This is a genomic window from Fundidesulfovibrio soli (genome assembly GCF_022808695.1).
Taxonomy (GTDB): domain Bacteria; phylum Desulfobacterota; class Desulfovibrionia; order Desulfovibrionales; family Desulfovibrionaceae; genus Fundidesulfovibrio; species Fundidesulfovibrio soli.
In genome coordinates this window covers 1-18,435 of record NZ_JAKZKW010000026.1, presented here as the reverse complement: position 1 = coordinate 18,435, position 18,435 = coordinate 1, and the positions used below count along the sequence as shown (strand labels likewise).

Genomic DNA, 18,435 nt, shown 5'->3' with positions numbered 1-18,435 from the left:
CATGTCCCAGATGAACAACATCGTGCGTGTCTCAGGCGTCACCAAAACTTTCGACCTGGGCAGGATCACCGTGCAGGCCCTCAAGGGCGTGGACCTGGGCATCCATTCAGGCGAGTACCTCTCCATCATGGGGCCGTCCGGTTCCGGCAAGTCCACGCTGTTCAACATGATCGGCGGGCTGGACAAGCCCACCTCCGGCAAGGTGTTCATCGACGAGGTGGACATCGCCCAGTTGGACGCCTACGAGCTGGCCTGGTTGCGCAACCGCAAGATCGGCTACATCTTCCAGACCTTCAACCTCATCCAGGTCATGACCGCCCTGGAGAACGTGACCCTGCCCATGACCTTCGCGGGCGTGCCCGACGACGAGGCCGCCGAGAAGGGGCTCACGCTGCTCGGCCTGGTCGGCCTGCGCGAGCGCCACGCCCACAAGCCCATGGAGCTTTCCGGCGGCCAGCAGCAGCGCGTGGCAATCGCCCGTTCCCTTGCCAACGACCCGGCCATCCTCCTTGCCGACGAACCCACCGGCAACCTGGACCTCTCCACCGGCGAGGAGATCATCGCCCTGCTCAAGAGCCTGTCCAGCGAGCGCGGCGTGACCATCATCTCCGCCACCCACGACTACAAGATGCTCAACGTCTCCGACCGGGTGGTCTGGATCCGCGACGGCCGGATCGACAAGATCGAGGAGCGCGACCAGCTCAAGATCACCCTGGGCGGCATCGGGGCCAAGGAATACTAGATGCGGCGGACGGCAGCGACAGTCCTGCTTTTCCTGGCCGCGCTGGCGTTGGCCGCGGTTCCCTGCTGGGCAAAGAAGCAGGCCGCCCCCCAGGCGGACGCCCATCGGGTGGATGCGGGGCTGCTGGCGGCGTTCGACGCCGACCCCGTGGCCGCGCTGGCCTCCCTGGGCGACAGGAGCAGCGGCACCCCGGGGGCCGCCAAAGCCGCCGACGTGATCCAGGCCTGGTTCGAGGGCCTTGGCGCTGGCAAGGCGGGGCGGCAATCCTTCCAGATGCCCGTCAAGGAGAACGGCCCGGCCGTGCTGCGGGTGGCCGGGCGCAGCGTGAGCGTCCAGCCCACTGATCTGAACGCCCTCTCCACGGAGGCCGCCCAGGACATCACCGGCCCGCTCATCGACGGCGGGGCGGGCGAACTGGCTGACTTCAACGGCAAGGACGTGGCCGGGGCCATCGTGCTCATGCGCCTGGATTCCGGTAAGAACTGGACCAACGCGGCCCTGCTCGGCGCGCGCGCCGTCGTCTACGTGGACAGGCCCATGGAGGACGGCAAGCCCGCCTCCAAGGTGTTCTACCGGGACAAGACCGAACTCACCCCCGTCCAGTTCCCACGCTACTGGATCGAAGGCGGACAGGCTGAGCGCGAACTGGCCGGAACCCTGGGCCAGACAGCCACGCTCTCCTGCAAGTCCATGTGGCGCCAGGCCCTGCACGACAACATCTACCTCTACATTGAAGGCTCCGACCCGGCCCTGGCCCGGCAGGTGGTGGCCTTCGAGGCATTCTACGACACCCGCGCCTACGTGTCCGGCCGCGCACCGGGCGCTGACGAAGCCGGTTCCCTGACCGCGCTGGCCCATCTGGCGCGCGGCTTCGCCCAGAACAAGCCCAAGCGCGGCGTGCTGCTGGTGGCGACCTCCGGGCACGCCCAGTCCCTGGCGGGGTGGCGCGAGTTCCTGGCGGCCTTCAAGGTCAAGGGCAAGGAGCTGCGCACCCAGCGCAAGGAGCTGGCCGAGAAGCAGGACAACGCCGCCCAGGTGCTGGCCCTGCTGGAAAAGGGCGGCGCTCCCCTTGGCGACCCCCTGCTGGCCCCGGGCCTTGAAGTGGCCCTCAAGGACGAGGTGGACCGCGTCTCCACGCGGCTCATGCGCCTGCGCCTGGAGGGCCGCGCCGAGACGCAGCAGGAGGTGGCCGAATATTCCGACCGCCGCCAGAAGCTGCGAACCCTCAGCTGGCGCGGGGGGTTCACCGGCCTGAACGCCGAGGAGTCGGCCCTGCTCGAGGGGCTGCTGCCCACGGTGCGCGAGCGCTACAAGGACATCCAGGCCGACGCCGCCCGGCAGCTGGCCGAGGTGGAGTCCAGCCGGACACTGCGCCAGATGCTGGGCGACGGCGAGATCGTTTCCGCCGTGTCGCTGCACATCTCCAGCCACGGCGACGGCATCGGGGCCGTGAACGACGGCTGGCTCTACGCCCTCAAGCCCGAGATCAACCGGGTGCAGTCCTATTCGGGCCTCTCCGGCTTTCTCACGGATGCGGCCGCGAAGCTCGGCTATCCCAAGAGCGACCTGCGCTTCGTCAACGGCCTGCGCGCCGACCGCGTGCGCCCCTGGCGCAGCTATTTCGTGGACGCGCCCCAGCTCGGCGGCGAGGTGAGCGCCATGGCCGGGCTGCTGGGGCTGACCCTGGCCACTGTCAACGACGGCAGGTTCCTCTGGGGCACCCCGCACGACGTGCCGGCCGCCGTGGACCGCGATAACCTGCTCCGCCAGTGCGAGATGGTGGCCGGCCTGGCCGGGGCTCTGGCCAACGGCGGCTGGGAGCCGCCCTCAACCATGCCGCGCAACGGCTTCGCCACGATCAACGGCCGCGCCCGCTTCATCCGCCAGGGCGAGCTCTTCCCGGACAGGCCCGCGCCCGGGGCCGTGTTCCTGGTCTTCCAGGGCGAATCCCGCTTCATGGCCGCCGCCGGGGCCGACGGCTCCTTCAGGGTGGCCGGGCTGGCCGACGGCAAGCACGTGCTGGACAAGGCAGTGGTGGAGGGCTTCCGCTTCTCGCAGGAGACGGGCGAGGCCGAGTGGGCCATCGACAAGAAGCAGACCGTCAAGGACAACTACCGCGTGCGCCTGCGCCGCCTGGTGAACGAGACCGACCTGACCATGTTCGCCTGCCGCCAGAGCACGGGCTTTTCCGCCTTCGACCCGCGCACCTTCCGCTACTTCACCAAGGTGGAGCTGCTGGACGCCCGCCGCGAGGCCGAACCCATGCACTACTGGTTCTCTCGGCTGGATACGCTCAGCTCCACATGCTTCAGCCTGTTCATGGAGCCGGGCAGCCGCTACAAGCTCATTCTCTCCGACTCGGTGCTTGCCAGGAAGATGCTCCTGCTGGACTCCACGCCGGAGAATCCCACCGGCTCTGGCTATACCGTGGACAACTGGCCCCTCCTCTCCTGGACGGAGCTGAGGGCCGCGCGCGACATGTGGAACCTGCTGGAGCCACGCATCGCCAACCTGGAGACCCACGGCATCTTCAACGAGCGCATCCGCGAGATGCGGAGCAAGGGTCGCGGCGAGTTGGACAAGGCCGAATCGCTGCGCGCCGCCAAACGCTACGACGAGGCCATGACCCAGGCCCGTTCCTCCTGGGCCTACGCCACCCGCGTCTACAACGACGTGGAGAAGACCCAGAAGGACGTGCTCATCGGCGTGCTGTTCTACATCGCGCTGTTCATTCCCTTCGCCTACTGCATGGAGCGCCTGGTCTTCGCCTTCACGGACATCCACAAGCGCCTCCTGGGCTTCCTGGGCATCCTGACCACGGTCATCGCCGTTATCTACAACGTGCACCCGGCCTTCAAGCTGACCTACAGCCCCATGGTCGTCATAATGGCCTTCTTCATCATCGGGCTGGCCTTGCTTGTGGGGTTCATCATCGTGATGCGCTTCGAGCAGGAGATGGAGGAGCTGCAGCGGCGCTCCAAGCACGTCAAAGCCTCTGAGATAGGCAAGCTCAAGGCCTTCGCGGCCTCTTTCGCCATCGGCGTCACCAACCTGCGCCGCCGCAAGATCCGCACCTCGCTGACCTGCGCCACACTGGTGATCCTCACCTTCACGGTGATGAGCTTCACCTCCGTGCGCAGCGCCCGCACGGACCACGCGGTGCGTTTCTCCGATTCGAGCAGCTACCAGGGCGTGATGCTCAAGAACCTGGGCTGGAAGTCCATCCCCGTGGAGGCCGAGAACGTGCTCTCGGACCAGGCGGGGCAGGGCAGGGCGGCCCCGCGCGCGGTGATCGAATCGCGCGACAGGGTCAGCGCCTTCGTCACCCAGGTCAGCGGCCCCAAGCGGCACGAAACCGTTCAGGGCGTGCTGGGCCTCTCCTACGCGGAGCCCGCGGTTTCCAAGATGGACCGCATCCTCACCGAAGGCCGCTGGTTCAAGGAGAACGAGCGCGAGGCGGTGCTGCTGCCGGACGGCCTGGCGGCGCGCATCGGCGCGGCCCCCGGCTCCGTGGTGACGCTGTGGGGCAGGCCCTTCGAGGTGGCGGGCATATTCTCCGGCAAGGAGCTTGAGCGCATAACCGACCTGGACGGCGAGCCCCTGACCCCTGTGGTCTACCCCAGCGAGACCGCCGTGGAGGTCACGGAGAGCGAGAAGGACGCCATCGACTCCGGCGAGGACATCGTGACCTACCAGGGTCGCTACCAGCATGTGCCCGGAGAGCAGTTGGTCATCCTGCCCTACGAGACGGCCATGGGCATGGGCGGGCAGCTCAAGAGCCTGGCCCTGCAGGACGGCGCGGCGAGCGATCTGGCCGGAACCCTGGCCGACCGCTTCGGTCTGACCATCTACGCCGGGCTCCCGGCCGGCACCTTCGTTTTCCAGTCCTCCGACACGATCAACTACGCGGGCGTGCCCAACATCGTCATCCCCCTGGCCATCGCCATGCTCATCGTGCTCAACACCATGATCGGGGCCGTGTTCGAGCGCAAACGCGAGATCGCCGTGTACACCGCCGTGGGCCTGGCCCCCACGCATGTCTCCTTCCTGTTCATCGCCGAGGCGCTGGCCTTCGCGGTGCTCTCCTCGGTGATGGGCTACCTGCTGGCCCAGGTGGCGGCGGAGTTCCTTTCCGGCACGTTCCTCTGGAAGGGCATGACCGCCAACTACAGCTCGCTCTCGGGCGTGGCCGCGCTGGGCCTTGTGATCCTGGTGGTGCTGCTCTCGGTGGTCTACCCCTCGCGGGTGGCGGCCAACATCGCCATACCGGACGTGAACCGCTCCTGGACGCTGCCAGAGCCCAAGGGCAACACCATCCAGGCCGTGCTGCCATTCCTGATGCACATTCGAGAGCAGGACTGCGCGGGCGGCTTCCTGCTGGAATACTACAAGGCCCACCAGGACGTGTCCCACGGGCTGTTCTCCACGGGCGAGGTCACGCAGGACTTCGTCTGCCCCTGGAACGAACCGGACAAGGGGCCGCACCCCAAGGAAGTCCACGGCGAGTTCTGCACCCTGGAGTCCTGCCTGCGCATCCAGGCCCGTGTCTGGCTCGCGCCGTTCGATTTCGGCATCAACCAGCGGGTGATGATCTCCTTCACGCCCGCCATGTGGCATCCGGGCTATCTGGAGATCGAGGTGACGCTCACCCGCGAGGCGGGTGAGGCCGGTATGTGGAAACGGCTCAACAAGGGCTTCCTGGACGACCTGCGCAAGCAGATGCTCGTCTGGCGCTCCCTGGACCAGGAACGGCGCGACTCCTACGGGGCCAGCGTGGACACGAGCACCAAGAACCCACCGGACACACGGGAATAGCCGGACATGAAATCAAGCAGCATCCGTTTGCGCGCCGTGGCCGCGGGCCTTTTGTCCGGGGTCCTGTTGTGCCTGGCCACACCTTACAACAACATGTACTTGGCGGCCACGCCCCTGGGCGGCGGCCACTTCCCGCTGGCCCCCTTCGTCCTGCTGGTGTGCATGACCGTGTTCGTGGCCTCGCTGGCGCGCCTGACCCGCAGCAAGCCCCTGTTCACCGGGGCGGAGCTGCTTACCGCCTGGATGCTCTGCGTGGTGGTCTCCGGCGTTGCCTACACCGGGCTCATGCGCACGTTCCTGATCAACATCACCGCACTGGAGCATTTCGCCAGCCCGGGCAACCGTTGGGCTGAAACCCTCGCCCCGCTCATGCCCCAGGCCTGGGCAGTGGGCGACACCGCCGCCGTGGAACTGCTGTACAACGGCCTGCCCGGGGGCAGGGGGCTTGGCTGGCTTCAGGTGCTCGAAGCCGTGCCCTGGAAGGCCTGGACCGCGCCCCTGGCGGCCTGGGGCAGCTTCATCGCCCTGTGCGTGCTGGTGATGGTCTGCACGGTGAACATCTTCAGCCGCCAGTGGATAGTCAACGAGCGCATGAACTTTCCGCTGCTGCGCCTGCCCTACCTCATGGAGGAATCCTTCCAGGAGGGCAGGGTGGGGCGCTTCTTCTCGGACCGCTTCCTGCTGCTTGGCGTGGCCATCCCTGTGCTATTGCACACCCTCAACGGGCTCTCCCTCTACCTGCCCACCGTGCCGCAGGTGCCCACGGTGCTGCTGGCCGGGCCGTACTTCGCCAAGACGGGCCTGTTCTCCGGGTTCGCCAAGCTCAAACTCTATTTCATCCCGGCCTACATCGGCTTCGCCTTCCTGACTTCGCGCCAGATATCGCTGAGTTTCTGGATGTTCTTCATCATGGGCGGGCTGCTCACCGGCGCCCTCTCCATGGTGGGGCTGCAGGTGCCCCAGTCCGCGCTGGGCGTCACCTTCGGGCCCACGCTGACCCTGCCCGAGGAGACCCAGATGATCGGGGCCTACGGGGTGTTCTTCCTGTTCATCGTCTGGCTGGCCAGGCACCACCTGCTGGAGGTGCTGCGCGACGCCTTCGGCAGGGGCTCCAGCCAGCCCAAGGAGTCCGAATGGATTTCGGCCCGGACCTCCTTCTGGGGCTTCGCCCTGGGCGGGGCGGGGCTTACTGCCTGGTGCGCCTGGTTCGGCATGCCCCTGGCCCAAACGGTGATCCTGCTGGGCATCTTCCTGGTGGTGCTCGTGGTGGCCACCCGGGTCATCTGCCAGGGCGGCCTGGCCTATTTCACCCTCACCGCCGCGCCACTGGACGGCCTTCTGGCCGTGTTCGGCTCAGGATTCTTGGGAGGGGCGAGCCTGCTCATGGCCGCGGTGATCCAGAAGGTCCAGTTCCTTGACCTGCGCGAATCCCTGATGCCCTCGCTGGTGCACGCCTCCAAGGTGGGAGAGAACATCACGCGCAAGCGGCTCTACTTCCTGGGCATCTGCGTCGTTCTCGGCGTCGGCATAGTGGCCGCGTTCGTTGCCATGCTGGTGCTTTGCCACAAGGTGGGCATGCGCGACATGCAGGTTGAGTGGGAGACCGCCTCCGTGCTGCGCGTCTACGAGGACGTGCAGAAACTCCTGGAGGCCCCCGCTGGCCGCAACAACTGGATTCTGGCCTTCGCCGCCGTGGGCGCGGCCGTTATGCTGGGCCTGGTGCTCTGCTTCCAGCGCTTCTACTGGTGGCCGCTGCACCCGGTGGGCTACCTGACCATGTACAGCTCCTCCATGCGCATACTATGGTTCAGCTTTTTCCTGGGCTGGCTGTGCAACCAGGTGACGCTGCGCTACGGCGGGGTGGAGCTTTTCAATCGGGTGCGCATGTTCTTCATCGGCCTCATCCTGGGCGACTTCCTCATGGGCGGCGTGTTCGCAGGGGTGGGACTGTGGATGGGGCAGAGCTACCAGGTGCTGCCGTCATGACGGGGTCAGGCAATGTATGACGACAAAGAACTGAAAGAATACCGCGATCTTCTGGAAACCCCCAGTCACTTCGAGGAGGGGTTCAACTGGAAGACCATCGCGGGCGCCATCTTCATCGGCTTCCTCATGATGCCGGGGTCCATGTACCTGAACCTCGTGATCGGGGCGGGCATCGGCCCGGCCGCGCGCTGGGTGACGATCATCCTTTTCGCCGAGGTGGCCAAGCGCGCCTACTCCGACCTCAAGCAGCAGGAGGTCTTCCTGCTGTACTACATGGCCGGCGCGGCCATGCACTCGCCTTTCCAGGGACTGCTCTGGAGTCAATACCTGGTGCAGTCCGACGCGGCCAAGATGCTGGGGCTGACCGAGTTCATCCCGTCCTGGGTGGCGCCGGGCCTCGGCTCGGATTCGCTCTCCGCCCGAACGTTCTTCCACAAGGACTGGCTCATGCCGGTCCTGCTGCTGATCGGCTCCCAGCTGGTGCAGCGGGTGGACCACTTCGGCCTTGGCTACGCCCTGTACCGCATCACTTCCGACGTGGAGAAGCTGCCCTTCCCCATGGCCCCGGTGGGTGCGCTCGGCACCATGGCGCTGGCCGAGACCACCGAGGAGCGAAAGACCGGCTGGAAGTGGAGGGTGTTCTCCATCGGCGGGGTGATCGGCATCCTCTTCGGCGGGATATACGTGCTTTTCCCGGTGCTCTCGGGCCTGATCTTCACGGAGCCGGTGCGCCTGATACCCATCCCCTGGATCGATCTGACGCGCCACACCGAGGACGTGATGCCCGCCGTGGCCACAGGCCTCCAACTGGACCTGGGCCTGGTGTTCACGGGCATGGTCCTGCCGTTCTGGGCCGTCATCGGCGGGCTCATCGGCCAGATCATCACCTTCGTGGCCAACCCCATCCTTTATGAGCACGGCATCCTGCACCGCTGGCACAAGGGCATGGGCACCGTGGACACGGTGTTCGCCAACAACTTCGACTTCTACCTGAGCTTCGGCCTGGGTCTGGGCCTGGCCATCGGCGTCATTGGCGTGTGGCAGGTGGTCAAGAGCTTCCGCAAGGGGCCCGGCGGCGTAAACTACCGGGACGTATTCAAGAGCCACCCCGGGCGCGGCGACATCAACTTCTGGGTCTCCATAGCCATCTACCTGGCCTCCACGGCCGCGTACGTGCTCCTGTGCCTCCTGCTCGTGCCGGACTTCCCCTGGATCTTCTTCGTGCTCTACGGTTTCATCTACACCCCGGTGATCTCCTACATCACGGCCCGCATGGAGGGCATAGCCGGCCAGTTCGTGAGCCTGCCCCTGGTGCGGGAGGCCAGCTTCATAGCGGGGGCCAAGTTCTTCGGCTACCACGGCATCGAGATCTGGTACGCCCCCATACCCATCCACAACTACGGCAAGGCCACCGTGGACTTCCGCGAGATCGAGCTCACCGGCACCAGCCTGCGCGGCATCATCAAGGCGGAGATCGTGGTCTTCCCCGTGGTCATGATCGCCAGCCTGCTGTTCTCGCAGTTTATCTGGCAGCTGGCCCCCATCCCCTCGGCCAGCTACCCCTACGCCCAGGAGCTGTGGCATCTGCAGGCCCTCAATAGCCTGCTCATGCAGACCGCCACCCTGGAGGGCAACTCCCTGTTCTTCCAGGCGCTCAACGGCGGCTACCTGGGGGCGGGGCTTGGCCTGGGGCTTGTGACCTACGCCGTGCTGAACCTGTTCGGGCTGCCCGTGCTGCTGGTGTACGGCGTGGTGCGCGGCCTGGGGCAGCACATTCCCCACGGCCTCATCCTGGAGGTGATCGGAGCCTTCCTGGGCCGGTACTACTTCCACAAGAAATACGGCAAGATGTGGCGTCAGTACGCCCCGGTGCTCCTGGCGGGCTTCTCCTGCGGCATGGGCCTTACGGGCATGTTCGCCATGGGCTGCACGCTGATCCTCAAGAGCCTGGGCAAGATGGCCTATTGACGGCTTGACCGGCCGCCGGGGTTCGTCTAAAAAGTTCTGTTCGTTTCGCTGGGGGTGAGATTTTGGTTCCGCCCCTTGACGAATCATCCCGGCTGCTTATTTCCTGAAATCGGGCCGGTGCAACCAGCGCCGGCAGCTCATACGAGGGACCATATGGCTCGCATCACTGTTGAAGACTGCCTGGAAAAGATCAACAACCGCTTCATGATCGTGCAGATGGCCATCAAGCGCGTCAAGCAGTACCGCGAAGGCTACGACCCCCTGGTCGAATGCAACAACAAGGAAATCGTCACCTCGCTGCGCGAGATCGCCGGCGAGAAAGTGCTCCCGGCCGAGTCCATCGAGGAGGCCGGGATCTACGTTCCCGAGCAGAAGCAGTAAAAGGTCATGTCCAAGGCTGATTATTACGACGTTCTGGGTGTCTCCCGGGAAGCGACCGAGGATGAGATAAAGAAAGCCTACCGCCAGTTGGCTTTCAAATACCATCCCGACCGCAATCCTGGCGATCCCGAGTCTGAAGCGAAGTTCAAGGAAGCGGCCGAGGCCTACGAAGTGCTGCGCGACCCGCAAAAGCGCGCCCGCTTCGACCGTTTCGGCCATCAGGGCCTGGGTGACACCGGGTTCGGCGGCTTCTCCAACGCCGAGGACATCTTCAGCACTTTCTCGGACATCTTCGGGGAATTCTTCGGCTTCGCTGGCGCCGGCGCGCGCGGTCGCGGCCCCAGGCCCCAGCCCGGCAGCGACCTGCGCTACGACCTGCGTGTCTCCTTCCGGGACGCGGCCAAGGGGACCGAAGTCAACCTCAAGATTCCCAAGCACGTCCCCTGTCCGGATTGCGAAGGCACCGGCGCCGCTCCCGGCACCAAGCCGGAAACCTGCCGCCAGTGCGGGGGCATGGGGCAGGTGCACCAGTCCCAGGGCTTCTTCCGCATCGCTGTGGCCTGCCCGGTCTGCCGGGGCGAGGGCACGGTCGTCGCCAGCCCCTGCCCGCGCTGCAAGGGCAGGGCGCTCCTGCAGGACGTGCGCGAACTCAAGGTGCGCATCCCCGCCGGGGTGGACGACGGATCGCGCCTGAGGCTGCGCGGCGAGGGCGAGCCCGGCATGCACGGCGGCCCCCCGGGCGACCTCTACGTGGTCGTCTACGTGGAAGAGGACAAGACCTTCCGCCGCCAAGGCCAGGATCTCGTCGTTACGCTGGATATAGGCATGGTTCAGGCCTCCTTGGGCGACAAGATCAAGGTGCCCACGCTCGAAGGCGAGGAAACCATGGACATCCCCAAGGGCACCCAGTCCGGCGAGGTGTTCTCCCTTCGCGGCATGGGCCTGCCGCACCCCGGGCGCAATCAGCGCGGCGACCTCCTGGTGGAGGTGATCGTGCATACGCCCAAGAACCTCTCCAAGAAGCAGGAAGAGCTGCTGCGCGAGTTCCTGGAACTGGAGAACGGCAAACCCCTGAACAAAGTCAAGGATTTCTTCAAGAAAGCCAAAGACAAGGCCATGGGTTCCTGATGGGCGGTCCGGACGGCTTCACCCATCTGGACGAAAAGGGCCAGGCCCGCATGGTGGACGTGGGCGGCAAGGCCGTCACCGCCCGCGTGGCCGTGGCTGAAGCCGTGGTGCGTCTCTCCCCTGAAACCTTCGCCCGGCTGACCAGCAGGGACATTCCCAAAGGCGACGCCTTGGCCACTGCCAGGATCGCCGGGATCCTCGCCGCCAAGAACACCGCAAGCCTCATCCCGTTGTGCCACCCGTTGGGGCTGGACTCCGTCGATGTGCGCTTCCATCTGGACGACACCCGTCACGTCGTGCGTGTGGAGGCCGAAGCCCGGGTTACCGCCCGCACCGGGGTCGAGATGGAGGCTATGACGGCCGCCAGCGTCGCGGCCCTTACCATCTACGACATGTGCAAGGCGGTTCAGAAGGATATCGTCATCGATTCCGTCCGGCTGCTCTACAAGTCCGGCGGCAAGAGCGGTGAGTTCCGCGCTTCTGCCGGGGCGGAGACAGCCACCCCCTGAACCTCATCGACGTTCCCCCGCGGAATTTTCGCGGAGGAGATTGTGGACGCTCCATAAGCCGCAGGCACATGCCCGCGGCTTTTTTCATTTTCAAGCTGTATTTCACACCGTTTCGGTATGAAAAGTGGAAGTTCTTTCCTTTTCTGTTCAATTATTTTATGAGCCAAACAAAGCAGAGAGTGGCAGCCGCTCCCCTTGGGCACGATTGACAGATTCTTGATTGTCTGGTCGTATCTAGCTGAAAGAGCATGCTTTTTGGGGTTGTTAGCCTGCGTCCTGACCGCTCCTCCATCGCCTCCATCCATCCGGTTCCAATTCGCTTGGCATCCTGGTTGCCGAGTGATTGCGAATATTGTGAGAAGTCCTTTGTTGCTGTGACATTTCTAAGGAGGAAGGTTCATGAAACGTCTTGGGCTATTGGGTCTGTGTTTCGCGCTTCTGCTCGGGCTTGCGAGCCAGAGCGAGGCTGCCACGGAAGTGAGGATGGTGGGCGACGCCCGTGTGCATGCCAACGTCTGGTCGCACATCGATTACACCGGCTGGAACGCCAACGGCACCCGGACCGGCGACCCCACCACAATCTGGGAGCGCTTTCGTCTGCGCACCGACTTCATCGCCAACGAGGGCCTGAAGTTCCGCTTGGGCATCCGCGTCCAGAACAGGATCTGGGGTAACGACACATTCACTGTGGACAACCCGACCACCGCCCTCGACGTGTATCAGTGCTTCCTGCAGTTCAAGTGGCCCGGCACCAACGTTGAGTTCACCGTCGGCCTGCAGGATTTCGACCTGCCCATGTCCAACCCCATGCTGGCTTCCAGCCCCGTGCTCGGCGGCACCCGCGTCGCCGCTGCCGCCGTGGCCATCCCCGTGAACGAGGCCTTCATGGTCAAGGGCGGGTTCGCCAGGCTGCTGGACACCAACAAGGACTTCGACCCCACCACCACGCAGGTTGCCGACGAGTTCGACGCCTACTTCCTGACCTTGCCCATCACCCTGCAGGGCTTCGCCGCTACTCCCTGGGCCATGATCGGCGTGGCCGGCCGCGACGCTGGCTACTTCACCGTCGGCACCGGCTCCATGCGCAATTCGGCCGAGTCCCTGGCCTCGAACCTGTTCTCGGCCGGCATCTATCTGGCCCCCAGGAACTTCAGCAACGTCCAGAATCCTTATTTCTGGGTGGGCACCTCCATGAGCGTTACGGCGCTTGACCCCTTCAAGTTCTACGCCGACGTGATCTACGGTGCGGGCAACGTCAACGATCGCAGCAAGAACCGCCGCAGCGGACTGTTCTTCGACGTGGCCGCCGAATACACCGGTCTGGATGTCGTTACCCCCCAGGTGACCTTCTGGTACGCCACCGGCGAGGACTCTTCCACCACCAACGGTTCCGAGCGTATGCCCTCCATCGTGCAGAACTGGGGCCCAAGCAACTCGTTCCTGTTCGACTGCACCCAGCAGATGGTGAACGGGCACATGGCCCTCAACCCCACCGGTTCCTGGGGCTTCGCCGTCAGCCTGAACAAGGTGAGCTTCATCAAGGACTTCACCCACAGGCTGACCTTCACCTTCGCCCAGGGTACCAACTCCCCGCGCGCTCTGCGCAACGCCAACCTGCTGGCCGGAACCGGCAACTACGTGCAGCTTGGCAGGGACTTGGCCACTACTGAAAATCTCCTCGCTATTAACTTCGATAACGAGTACAAAATCTATGAGAACCTCTCTGCAGTCGTCGAAACCGGCTGGGCTCACGGCAATTTCGACAAGTCCGTGTGGGGCCGCAGGTTTGTGAACGCAGCCAATGGCGGAGACGCCTGGAAGGTCGCCTTCGGTGTGACGTACAGATTCTAAAGGATCTGTCATCTGCGACTAAGGCGGCTAAAGGGTTCACCTTTTAGCCGCCTTTTATTTGTGTTTGGTGTTGGGGGTGGAAAATTAACCCAGTTTCAGTTGACTAAGGCGCAGTAAATAGATATTACTAATAAATAGAAATAAGAAGTTGATCTGGCTCCAAGAAATTGTTTTGTATAACATTCAGGCGGCCAGATCTTGAACCAAAGCGAAGGATATGTCTGGAAGTTCATCAGCCTTGACCGGCAAACCTCTTGATGCTGCCAGTGGTCGGTTTGACTGCGGGGGGTTGGACATGAAAAGTGGTTTGCTTCTTTGTCTCTTGTCTTTAGCGGCTTGGTCCGTCCCGTTACCTGCCGAGGCGGCGGGATTTCCTCTGGTCGAGCGCCTTGAGTGCTCGGGTGAGTCTCTCAGGGGGTGCATGGATAAGCTTGCCACCCAAGCGGGGGTTGTCATTGACCTCCCTTCCGAACTGTCCGGGAACCCGACATATTTCAGGGCTGACAATGTTGCCCTGTCCACCTGTATCGACCGCGCGGTGGTGGCGGCGGGGGGGAGTAATTTCGCTTTACAGGTTGACGAGGGCCAGAAACATGCTACTGTTTTTTTGCTCTCGGACTTCCGCATGGGTGGGGCAGCCAAGAATTCCAATGGCTTTAACGGGTTGACCATCGGACAAGCAGCGGCCGTAAACCCAGTTTCCCTAGGTAGCAACAGGCTCGAAGAGAAGAAAAATGAGGTCAAGTCGGAGACGACACTTAGCAAGATTTCGAGAAGTGGTACAGTTAGTGTTGGTCCAGAGGAATTCGGTCTAGATGAAGTTGTCGAAGATGGTTTGACTATGCGGCAACTCAACGAAGCAAAGGATTTTGCAGAAATATACCGCCCGAATCCAAATGATATTGTAGATGAGTTTGACGGAAAGCCTATAACATACTTTGAGTTGCAGCAATTGACGAAACGAATGGAGAATATGCGCCCAAACGATGACGATGTGGTTGATGAATTGGATGGAAAGAAGATGACGCTTCGGCAGATGAAAGATATTGCTTTGCAGGCAGAGAATGATTATGCAAAGATAGTAGAAAAGGCGAGAAAGTCAGGCGAATTTGACTGATCTCCTCCGGATTAAAACCTCAACCTTCGCGAGGCTTGTATGAAAAAAATCGCTGCTTCTTTAGTGTTGTTGATCTTGGTGGCAGGTATGTCTTCGCTGGCATTTAGCCAGACGCTCGTTAACTACAACGCCTCTGTTTTGCTTACAGGGTACAATGCTTCAGGTGTTCCCATGGTCCAGGTGAGTCTTGTTACCGCAAACAACGTGCCCACAACTGGAACCTACACCTTCTCACTGGCTGGTGCTAACGCTAATGGTATGCTGGCTACCTGTCTTTCGGCCCTTGCAGCTGGTAAGCAGGTCTCTTTCAAGGCTTCTTCCACTGCTGCGATGACTCCGGTGGCTAGTATGGTGATGACCAGTACGCCTGCTCCCTAACGAGAGTAGAGTTTATTTGAGATTCTAGGGTGAATCGGCTTGGGCTCGGCACAAAATGTGTCGAGCCTAAGCTTTTTGGTTAACAAAATCTGGCATAAGGTAAGTATTTGGGGTGCCTTGCTAGGTGTTGTTGCATTTATTTTGATCGTGCCATCTGCTTCGGAACTCATCAATCCCTTGTGCAAGTGGGAATTGTTGAAATATCCTTGGCCCGAGTTTATCGTTGAGGATGGTTGATGCTTGCGTAATATTCTCAAGTCTTCCGTGAATGGTACGAATTGCAGCAACGGCAAAGCCAGGCTTGGTGGCTCGATAATTATATTCCGGCCCCAATGTGCATATCCGGACATTGCTATTCCAAAGGCAATTTCGAAATGCGGGTTGATCGGCTAGGTACTCAAGTTTTTTTCTGTTTAATGTTCCGTGCTCATCGTAGTAGAGTCTTGGCGGGTCGGCACGCCACGATAAATATGTGTCAATTGTCTTGCGGAAGAGATTCCGTATAGCCGTGTTGGCTCTGTAAGCAATTACGCCGGTGTTGAATTCGTAAAAAGCCTCAGGTACATCTGGATCTTCGAGTCCTCTGTACCCTGGGGCGTGTGCGATTGCAATGTCAAATCGGTCAAGGACGTCAAAAAGATTTGTAATTGGCCTGATGACATGTATGTCTGAGTCGAGGTAGATAGTTTTTTCAAACGGTGTTGTAAGGCAACTATGGAGTTTGTCGGCGTACGGTGTTTCAGCGGGGTTGAATATTTTATAGATAACGCCGTCGTGCTTGTGTTGTGGTTCTATGTCGCAGAATAAAGCGTGCTGGCATTCGTTGTGCTTTAACGATGTATTTATTGCTTTATTTGCTTCCTCGATGTAGTGTTCGCCGCTAGCTGAGAATAATATGCCGGTGCTTCGCATTTATCTGTCCTTTGGCTTTTGGTTAGTGGCCGTGTCTCGTGTTACCATAGCCTTTCTTTTTGTTGTTTTCAAGTGTTGTGATGACATGGTATCTTTAAATAAATGATGTGGCAGAATGGTATTATGTTGTTTGTCTAGCGTAACCAATTGATTGCTGTGTTCTGTGTTGCCGTAGTCTATGCACTGGTGATGTGGTAGTGTTCCTGATAATGTGATCATCTTTTGTGTCGCTTAAACCGCAACAGTATGTTTTTTTGTTTCGTATTTTGTGCTTATGTTTGTTTTTTTATGATACTTATATGTTTCTTGTTAATGGCTTTGAGTTGCTTGGTGTCGCTGCAGTCGTCAGTGCAGAATGTTTAAACATGGTCGGCTTTTTGTTTGTTTATTTTGTTTGTGCTTGGGGTTGTCTGATGACGAATATCTCATGTCTTGCTATCCCAACAATCGTGATTTGCACAGAGCCTGAATTTGAATGGAAGTCGCGCCTGCTTGTTCGCAGTATTCGTAAGTTTGGTGGCAGAGTAAAAGATACTTACATTGTGAGTTATTCCCCGCGTTCAGGTAAACTTCCATCATGCGCTTGTCAGGATGAGTTCGACATGCTCAACGTGCAGATGGTTTTTGAACCACTTAACAAAGATTTCGAGTCCTACGGACTGGCCAACAAGATTGTTGCATTGGCCCATGCTGAGAAAACGCTACCATTTCGACCTCTATTGTTCCTAGATAGCGACAAAGTTATACTGCGGGAGCCCTCTGTGTTGCTTGGCCTCGGTGGGCGCACCTTCGCCGCTAGGCCTGTTGACGTCCGGAATTGCGGTGCTGCCGACTTTGATAGCGGTAATGGAGGATACTGGAAATCAATTCATTGTGCGTGTGGAGTCAGTAGCTATAGATATGTTGAAACGACAATTGAGCGCGAAGTGATTGTCGAGTACTATAACTCTGGGATGATATTCGCTTCTGCTAACATGAAATTGCTTGGTGCATGGCTCCAGAATTTCCGTAAAGTGTGGCATAGTTGTTCAAGGCCAAGCTGTGGCGATTTCTTTGTTGAGCAATCTGTATTGGCGTCAACGGTATCATCATTATGTGATAATGTTTTCATTCTTCCTGATACATATAATGTTCCGATACATTTGTATGGATGTTTTCCGCATTCAGATTGGCGTGCCAGGCTGTCGCAATGCGTATCAGTGCACTATCATGGTGTATTTGATAGGGGTGTGTTTCTTGATACTTTGAAAACTTTTGGTTCTATGCTTGATGCTGACAAATATGATTGGCTTACAAATAACTTAGACGAGCTGTCGCAGCCGTGACATGGGTGTCATCTCCGCGATTGGTCTTAACTCGTGGTCCTTTGAAGATAATGTGTAGTCAGCTTGGTTGAAGTAATTGTTGTTTTCGTGTGTCGCGTCCGAGGCAAAGTTTGGCTCATGCATGTCAGGATCTATGACGAGTACTGGATTGAATTTGTAGTTTTTAAATCCTGTGGCTTCATTTCTGTGTTGCCAGCATTCTCACCAAGCTGCCAGCAAGATGGCCCGGAGGATTGAGACCATGTTCAGAGGGTACCTTGACACGGTAGATTTAAACGGTCGCATCACTGGGTGGGCGGCGAATGGTCGCCAGTCTTGCCCAGTCACGATTAAATTGAATGGGCAATTGCTCCTGCCGCAACTGAGCGGTACCACTCGCCACGATCTTGAAGCTGCCGGCATTTCGATTGATGCTGGATTCAGCTTGATCCTCTCCGGCATCAAGGCAGGGGATGTGATCGAGGCTCTGTTCCCAGATGGGGGGCACTTGGTCAATTCCCCTTGGAGAGTTCAGGCTTCCACGGGCGACGCTGGTGGGGGGGCGCACGGAGATTCGCAAAGTATGGCTGGGCCTACGGTAATCATGACTAATGAGAGGGGGCGCGGGCATACTGAGTCTAACCTCCGGAAGCCCAAGTTCCGTTGCTGGGGGGTCGGACTATCCCGCACTGGCACGACTACATTTTGTCAGGCCATGAGGGTCCTGGGTTACGCCCAAGTCGCCCACAACCCTAATTTTGATCAGTTGCGGAGTCTGCATGCCGCTGCCGACAACAATGTTGCAATTTATTTTAAATATCTGGATTATAAATTCCCACAATCAAAATTTATTTTAACTATCAGAGATCTTGATTCTTGGCTTCATTCGATACAATACATTCTTGACAAGCACCCTGTGACGTCTTTGAATGAAGACGAGCCCATAAAGAGAAGGATGTTGTTGTATGGAGATGTCAAATTTGATCGTGATTTGTTTATCAGGGCATATTTCAGACATTATGACGCTGTCCGCTCCTACTTTAGATTGCGCCCAAATGATTTAATAGAAGTTGATTTCACTAAGGGAGATGGATGGGATAAGATTTGTCCGTTCCTTGAGCTGCCCGTGCCAGATGTTGAATTTCCCCATCTCAATATGCGGAAGTAGATCCAAAACATCTCGAAACTGTTGGAGCAAAGGAGCGAAGTGTTGAGGTGTCCCGGTAGGTTGGACAGGTTGGCGGCGTTTCTAAGCTAAAGTCCGGTTGATTGTCATGCCGCCTTCTGGGAGGCCGTTCCTTCCCGGTAGACGTCCATGGGCCGCTGTCCGTCAAAGGCGGTATG

The 18,435-nt window shown here is 60.0% G+C and carries 13 protein-coding genes; 12 read left to right on the top strand and 1 reads right to left on the bottom strand.

The genetic code is table 11. The features are described from left to right. Window position 1 precedes the first annotated feature (1 nt). The 10 genes from MLE18_RS16330 (at window position 2) to MLE18_RS16285 (ending at window position 14,875) form a co-directional block, all read left to right on the top strand. Entirely contained in the window at window positions 2-742 is a 741-nt protein-coding gene (locus MLE18_RS16330) for an ABC transporter ATP-binding protein (protein ID WP_243439866.1), read from the top strand. Further along, complete coding sequence (locus MLE18_RS16325) at window positions 743-5,557, top strand: FtsX-like permease family protein (protein WP_243439865.1); 4,815 nt, start codon at window positions 743-745, stop codon at window positions 5,555-5,557. A gap of 6 nt (window positions 5,558-5,563) precedes the next feature. Next, window positions 5,564-7,543, top strand: a complete 1,980-nt coding sequence (locus MLE18_RS16320) for a DUF6785 family protein (RefSeq protein ID WP_243439864.1) — start codon at window positions 5,564-5,566, stop codon at window positions 7,541-7,543. 12 nt (window positions 7,544-7,555) lie between these two features. Continuing rightward, window positions 7,556-9,511, top strand: a complete 1,956-nt coding sequence (locus tag MLE18_RS16315; protein WP_243439863.1) for an OPT/YSL family transporter — start codon at window positions 7,556-7,558, stop codon at window positions 9,509-9,511. Between the two features lie 153 nt (window positions 9,512-9,664). Further along, a complete protein-coding gene (rpoZ, locus tag MLE18_RS16310) occupies window positions 9,665-9,892 on the top strand; it encodes a DNA-directed RNA polymerase subunit omega (RefSeq protein ID WP_243439862.1) in 228 nt (75 codons plus the stop codon). Between the two features lie 6 nt (window positions 9,893-9,898). Continuing rightward, window positions 9,899-11,020, top strand: coding sequence for a molecular chaperone DnaJ (gene dnaJ / locus MLE18_RS16305; RefSeq protein ID WP_243439861.1), 1,122 nt, complete (start codon window positions 9,899-9,901; stop codon window positions 11,018-11,020). After that, on the top strand, window positions 11,020-11,529 hold the full coding sequence (moaC, locus tag MLE18_RS16300) for a cyclic pyranopterin monophosphate synthase MoaC (RefSeq protein ID WP_243439860.1): 510 nt from the start codon (window positions 11,020-11,022) through the stop codon (window positions 11,527-11,529). The genes dnaJ and moaC overlap by 1 nt, the downstream gene beginning before the upstream one ends. A 399-nt stretch (window positions 11,530-11,928) precedes the next feature. Beyond that, complete coding sequence (locus tag MLE18_RS16295) at window positions 11,929-13,380, top strand: outer membrane homotrimeric porin (protein ID WP_243439859.1); 1,452 nt, start codon at window positions 11,929-11,931, stop codon at window positions 13,378-13,380. Window positions 13,381-13,801: 421 nt separating this feature from the next. After that, window positions 13,802-14,497, top strand: coding sequence for a hypothetical protein (locus MLE18_RS16290; RefSeq protein ID WP_243439858.1), 696 nt, complete (start codon window positions 13,802-13,804; stop codon window positions 14,495-14,497). Window positions 14,498-14,536: 39 nt separating this feature from the next. Beyond that, the gene (locus tag MLE18_RS16285; RefSeq protein WP_243439857.1) at window positions 14,537-14,875 is read left to right on the top strand and encodes a hypothetical protein; all 339 of its coding nucleotides are present in this window, start codon (window positions 14,537-14,539) and stop codon (window positions 14,873-14,875) included. A gap of 120 nt (window positions 14,876-14,995) precedes the next feature. Here the strand turns inward: MLE18_RS16285 and MLE18_RS16280 are convergent, their stop codons facing one another. Further along, on the bottom strand, window positions 14,996-15,787 hold the full coding sequence (locus MLE18_RS16280; protein ID WP_243439856.1) for a glycosyltransferase family protein: 792 nt from the start codon (window positions 15,785-15,787) through the stop codon (window positions 14,996-14,998). 299 nt (window positions 15,788-16,086) lie between these two features. Here MLE18_RS16280 and MLE18_RS16275 point away from each other — a divergent pair, with 299 nt between their 5' ends. Both MLE18_RS16275 and MLE18_RS16270 read left to right on the top strand, forming a co-directional pair. Beyond that, window positions 16,087-17,112, top strand: coding sequence for a hypothetical protein (locus MLE18_RS16275; protein ID WP_243439855.1), 1,026 nt, complete (start codon window positions 16,087-16,089; stop codon window positions 17,110-17,112). A gap of 241 nt (window positions 17,113-17,353) precedes the next feature. Beyond that, complete coding sequence (locus tag MLE18_RS16270; RefSeq protein WP_243439854.1) at window positions 17,354-18,259, top strand: sulfotransferase family protein; 906 nt, start codon at window positions 17,354-17,356, stop codon at window positions 18,257-18,259. Window positions 18,260-18,435: the final 176 nt, after the last annotated feature.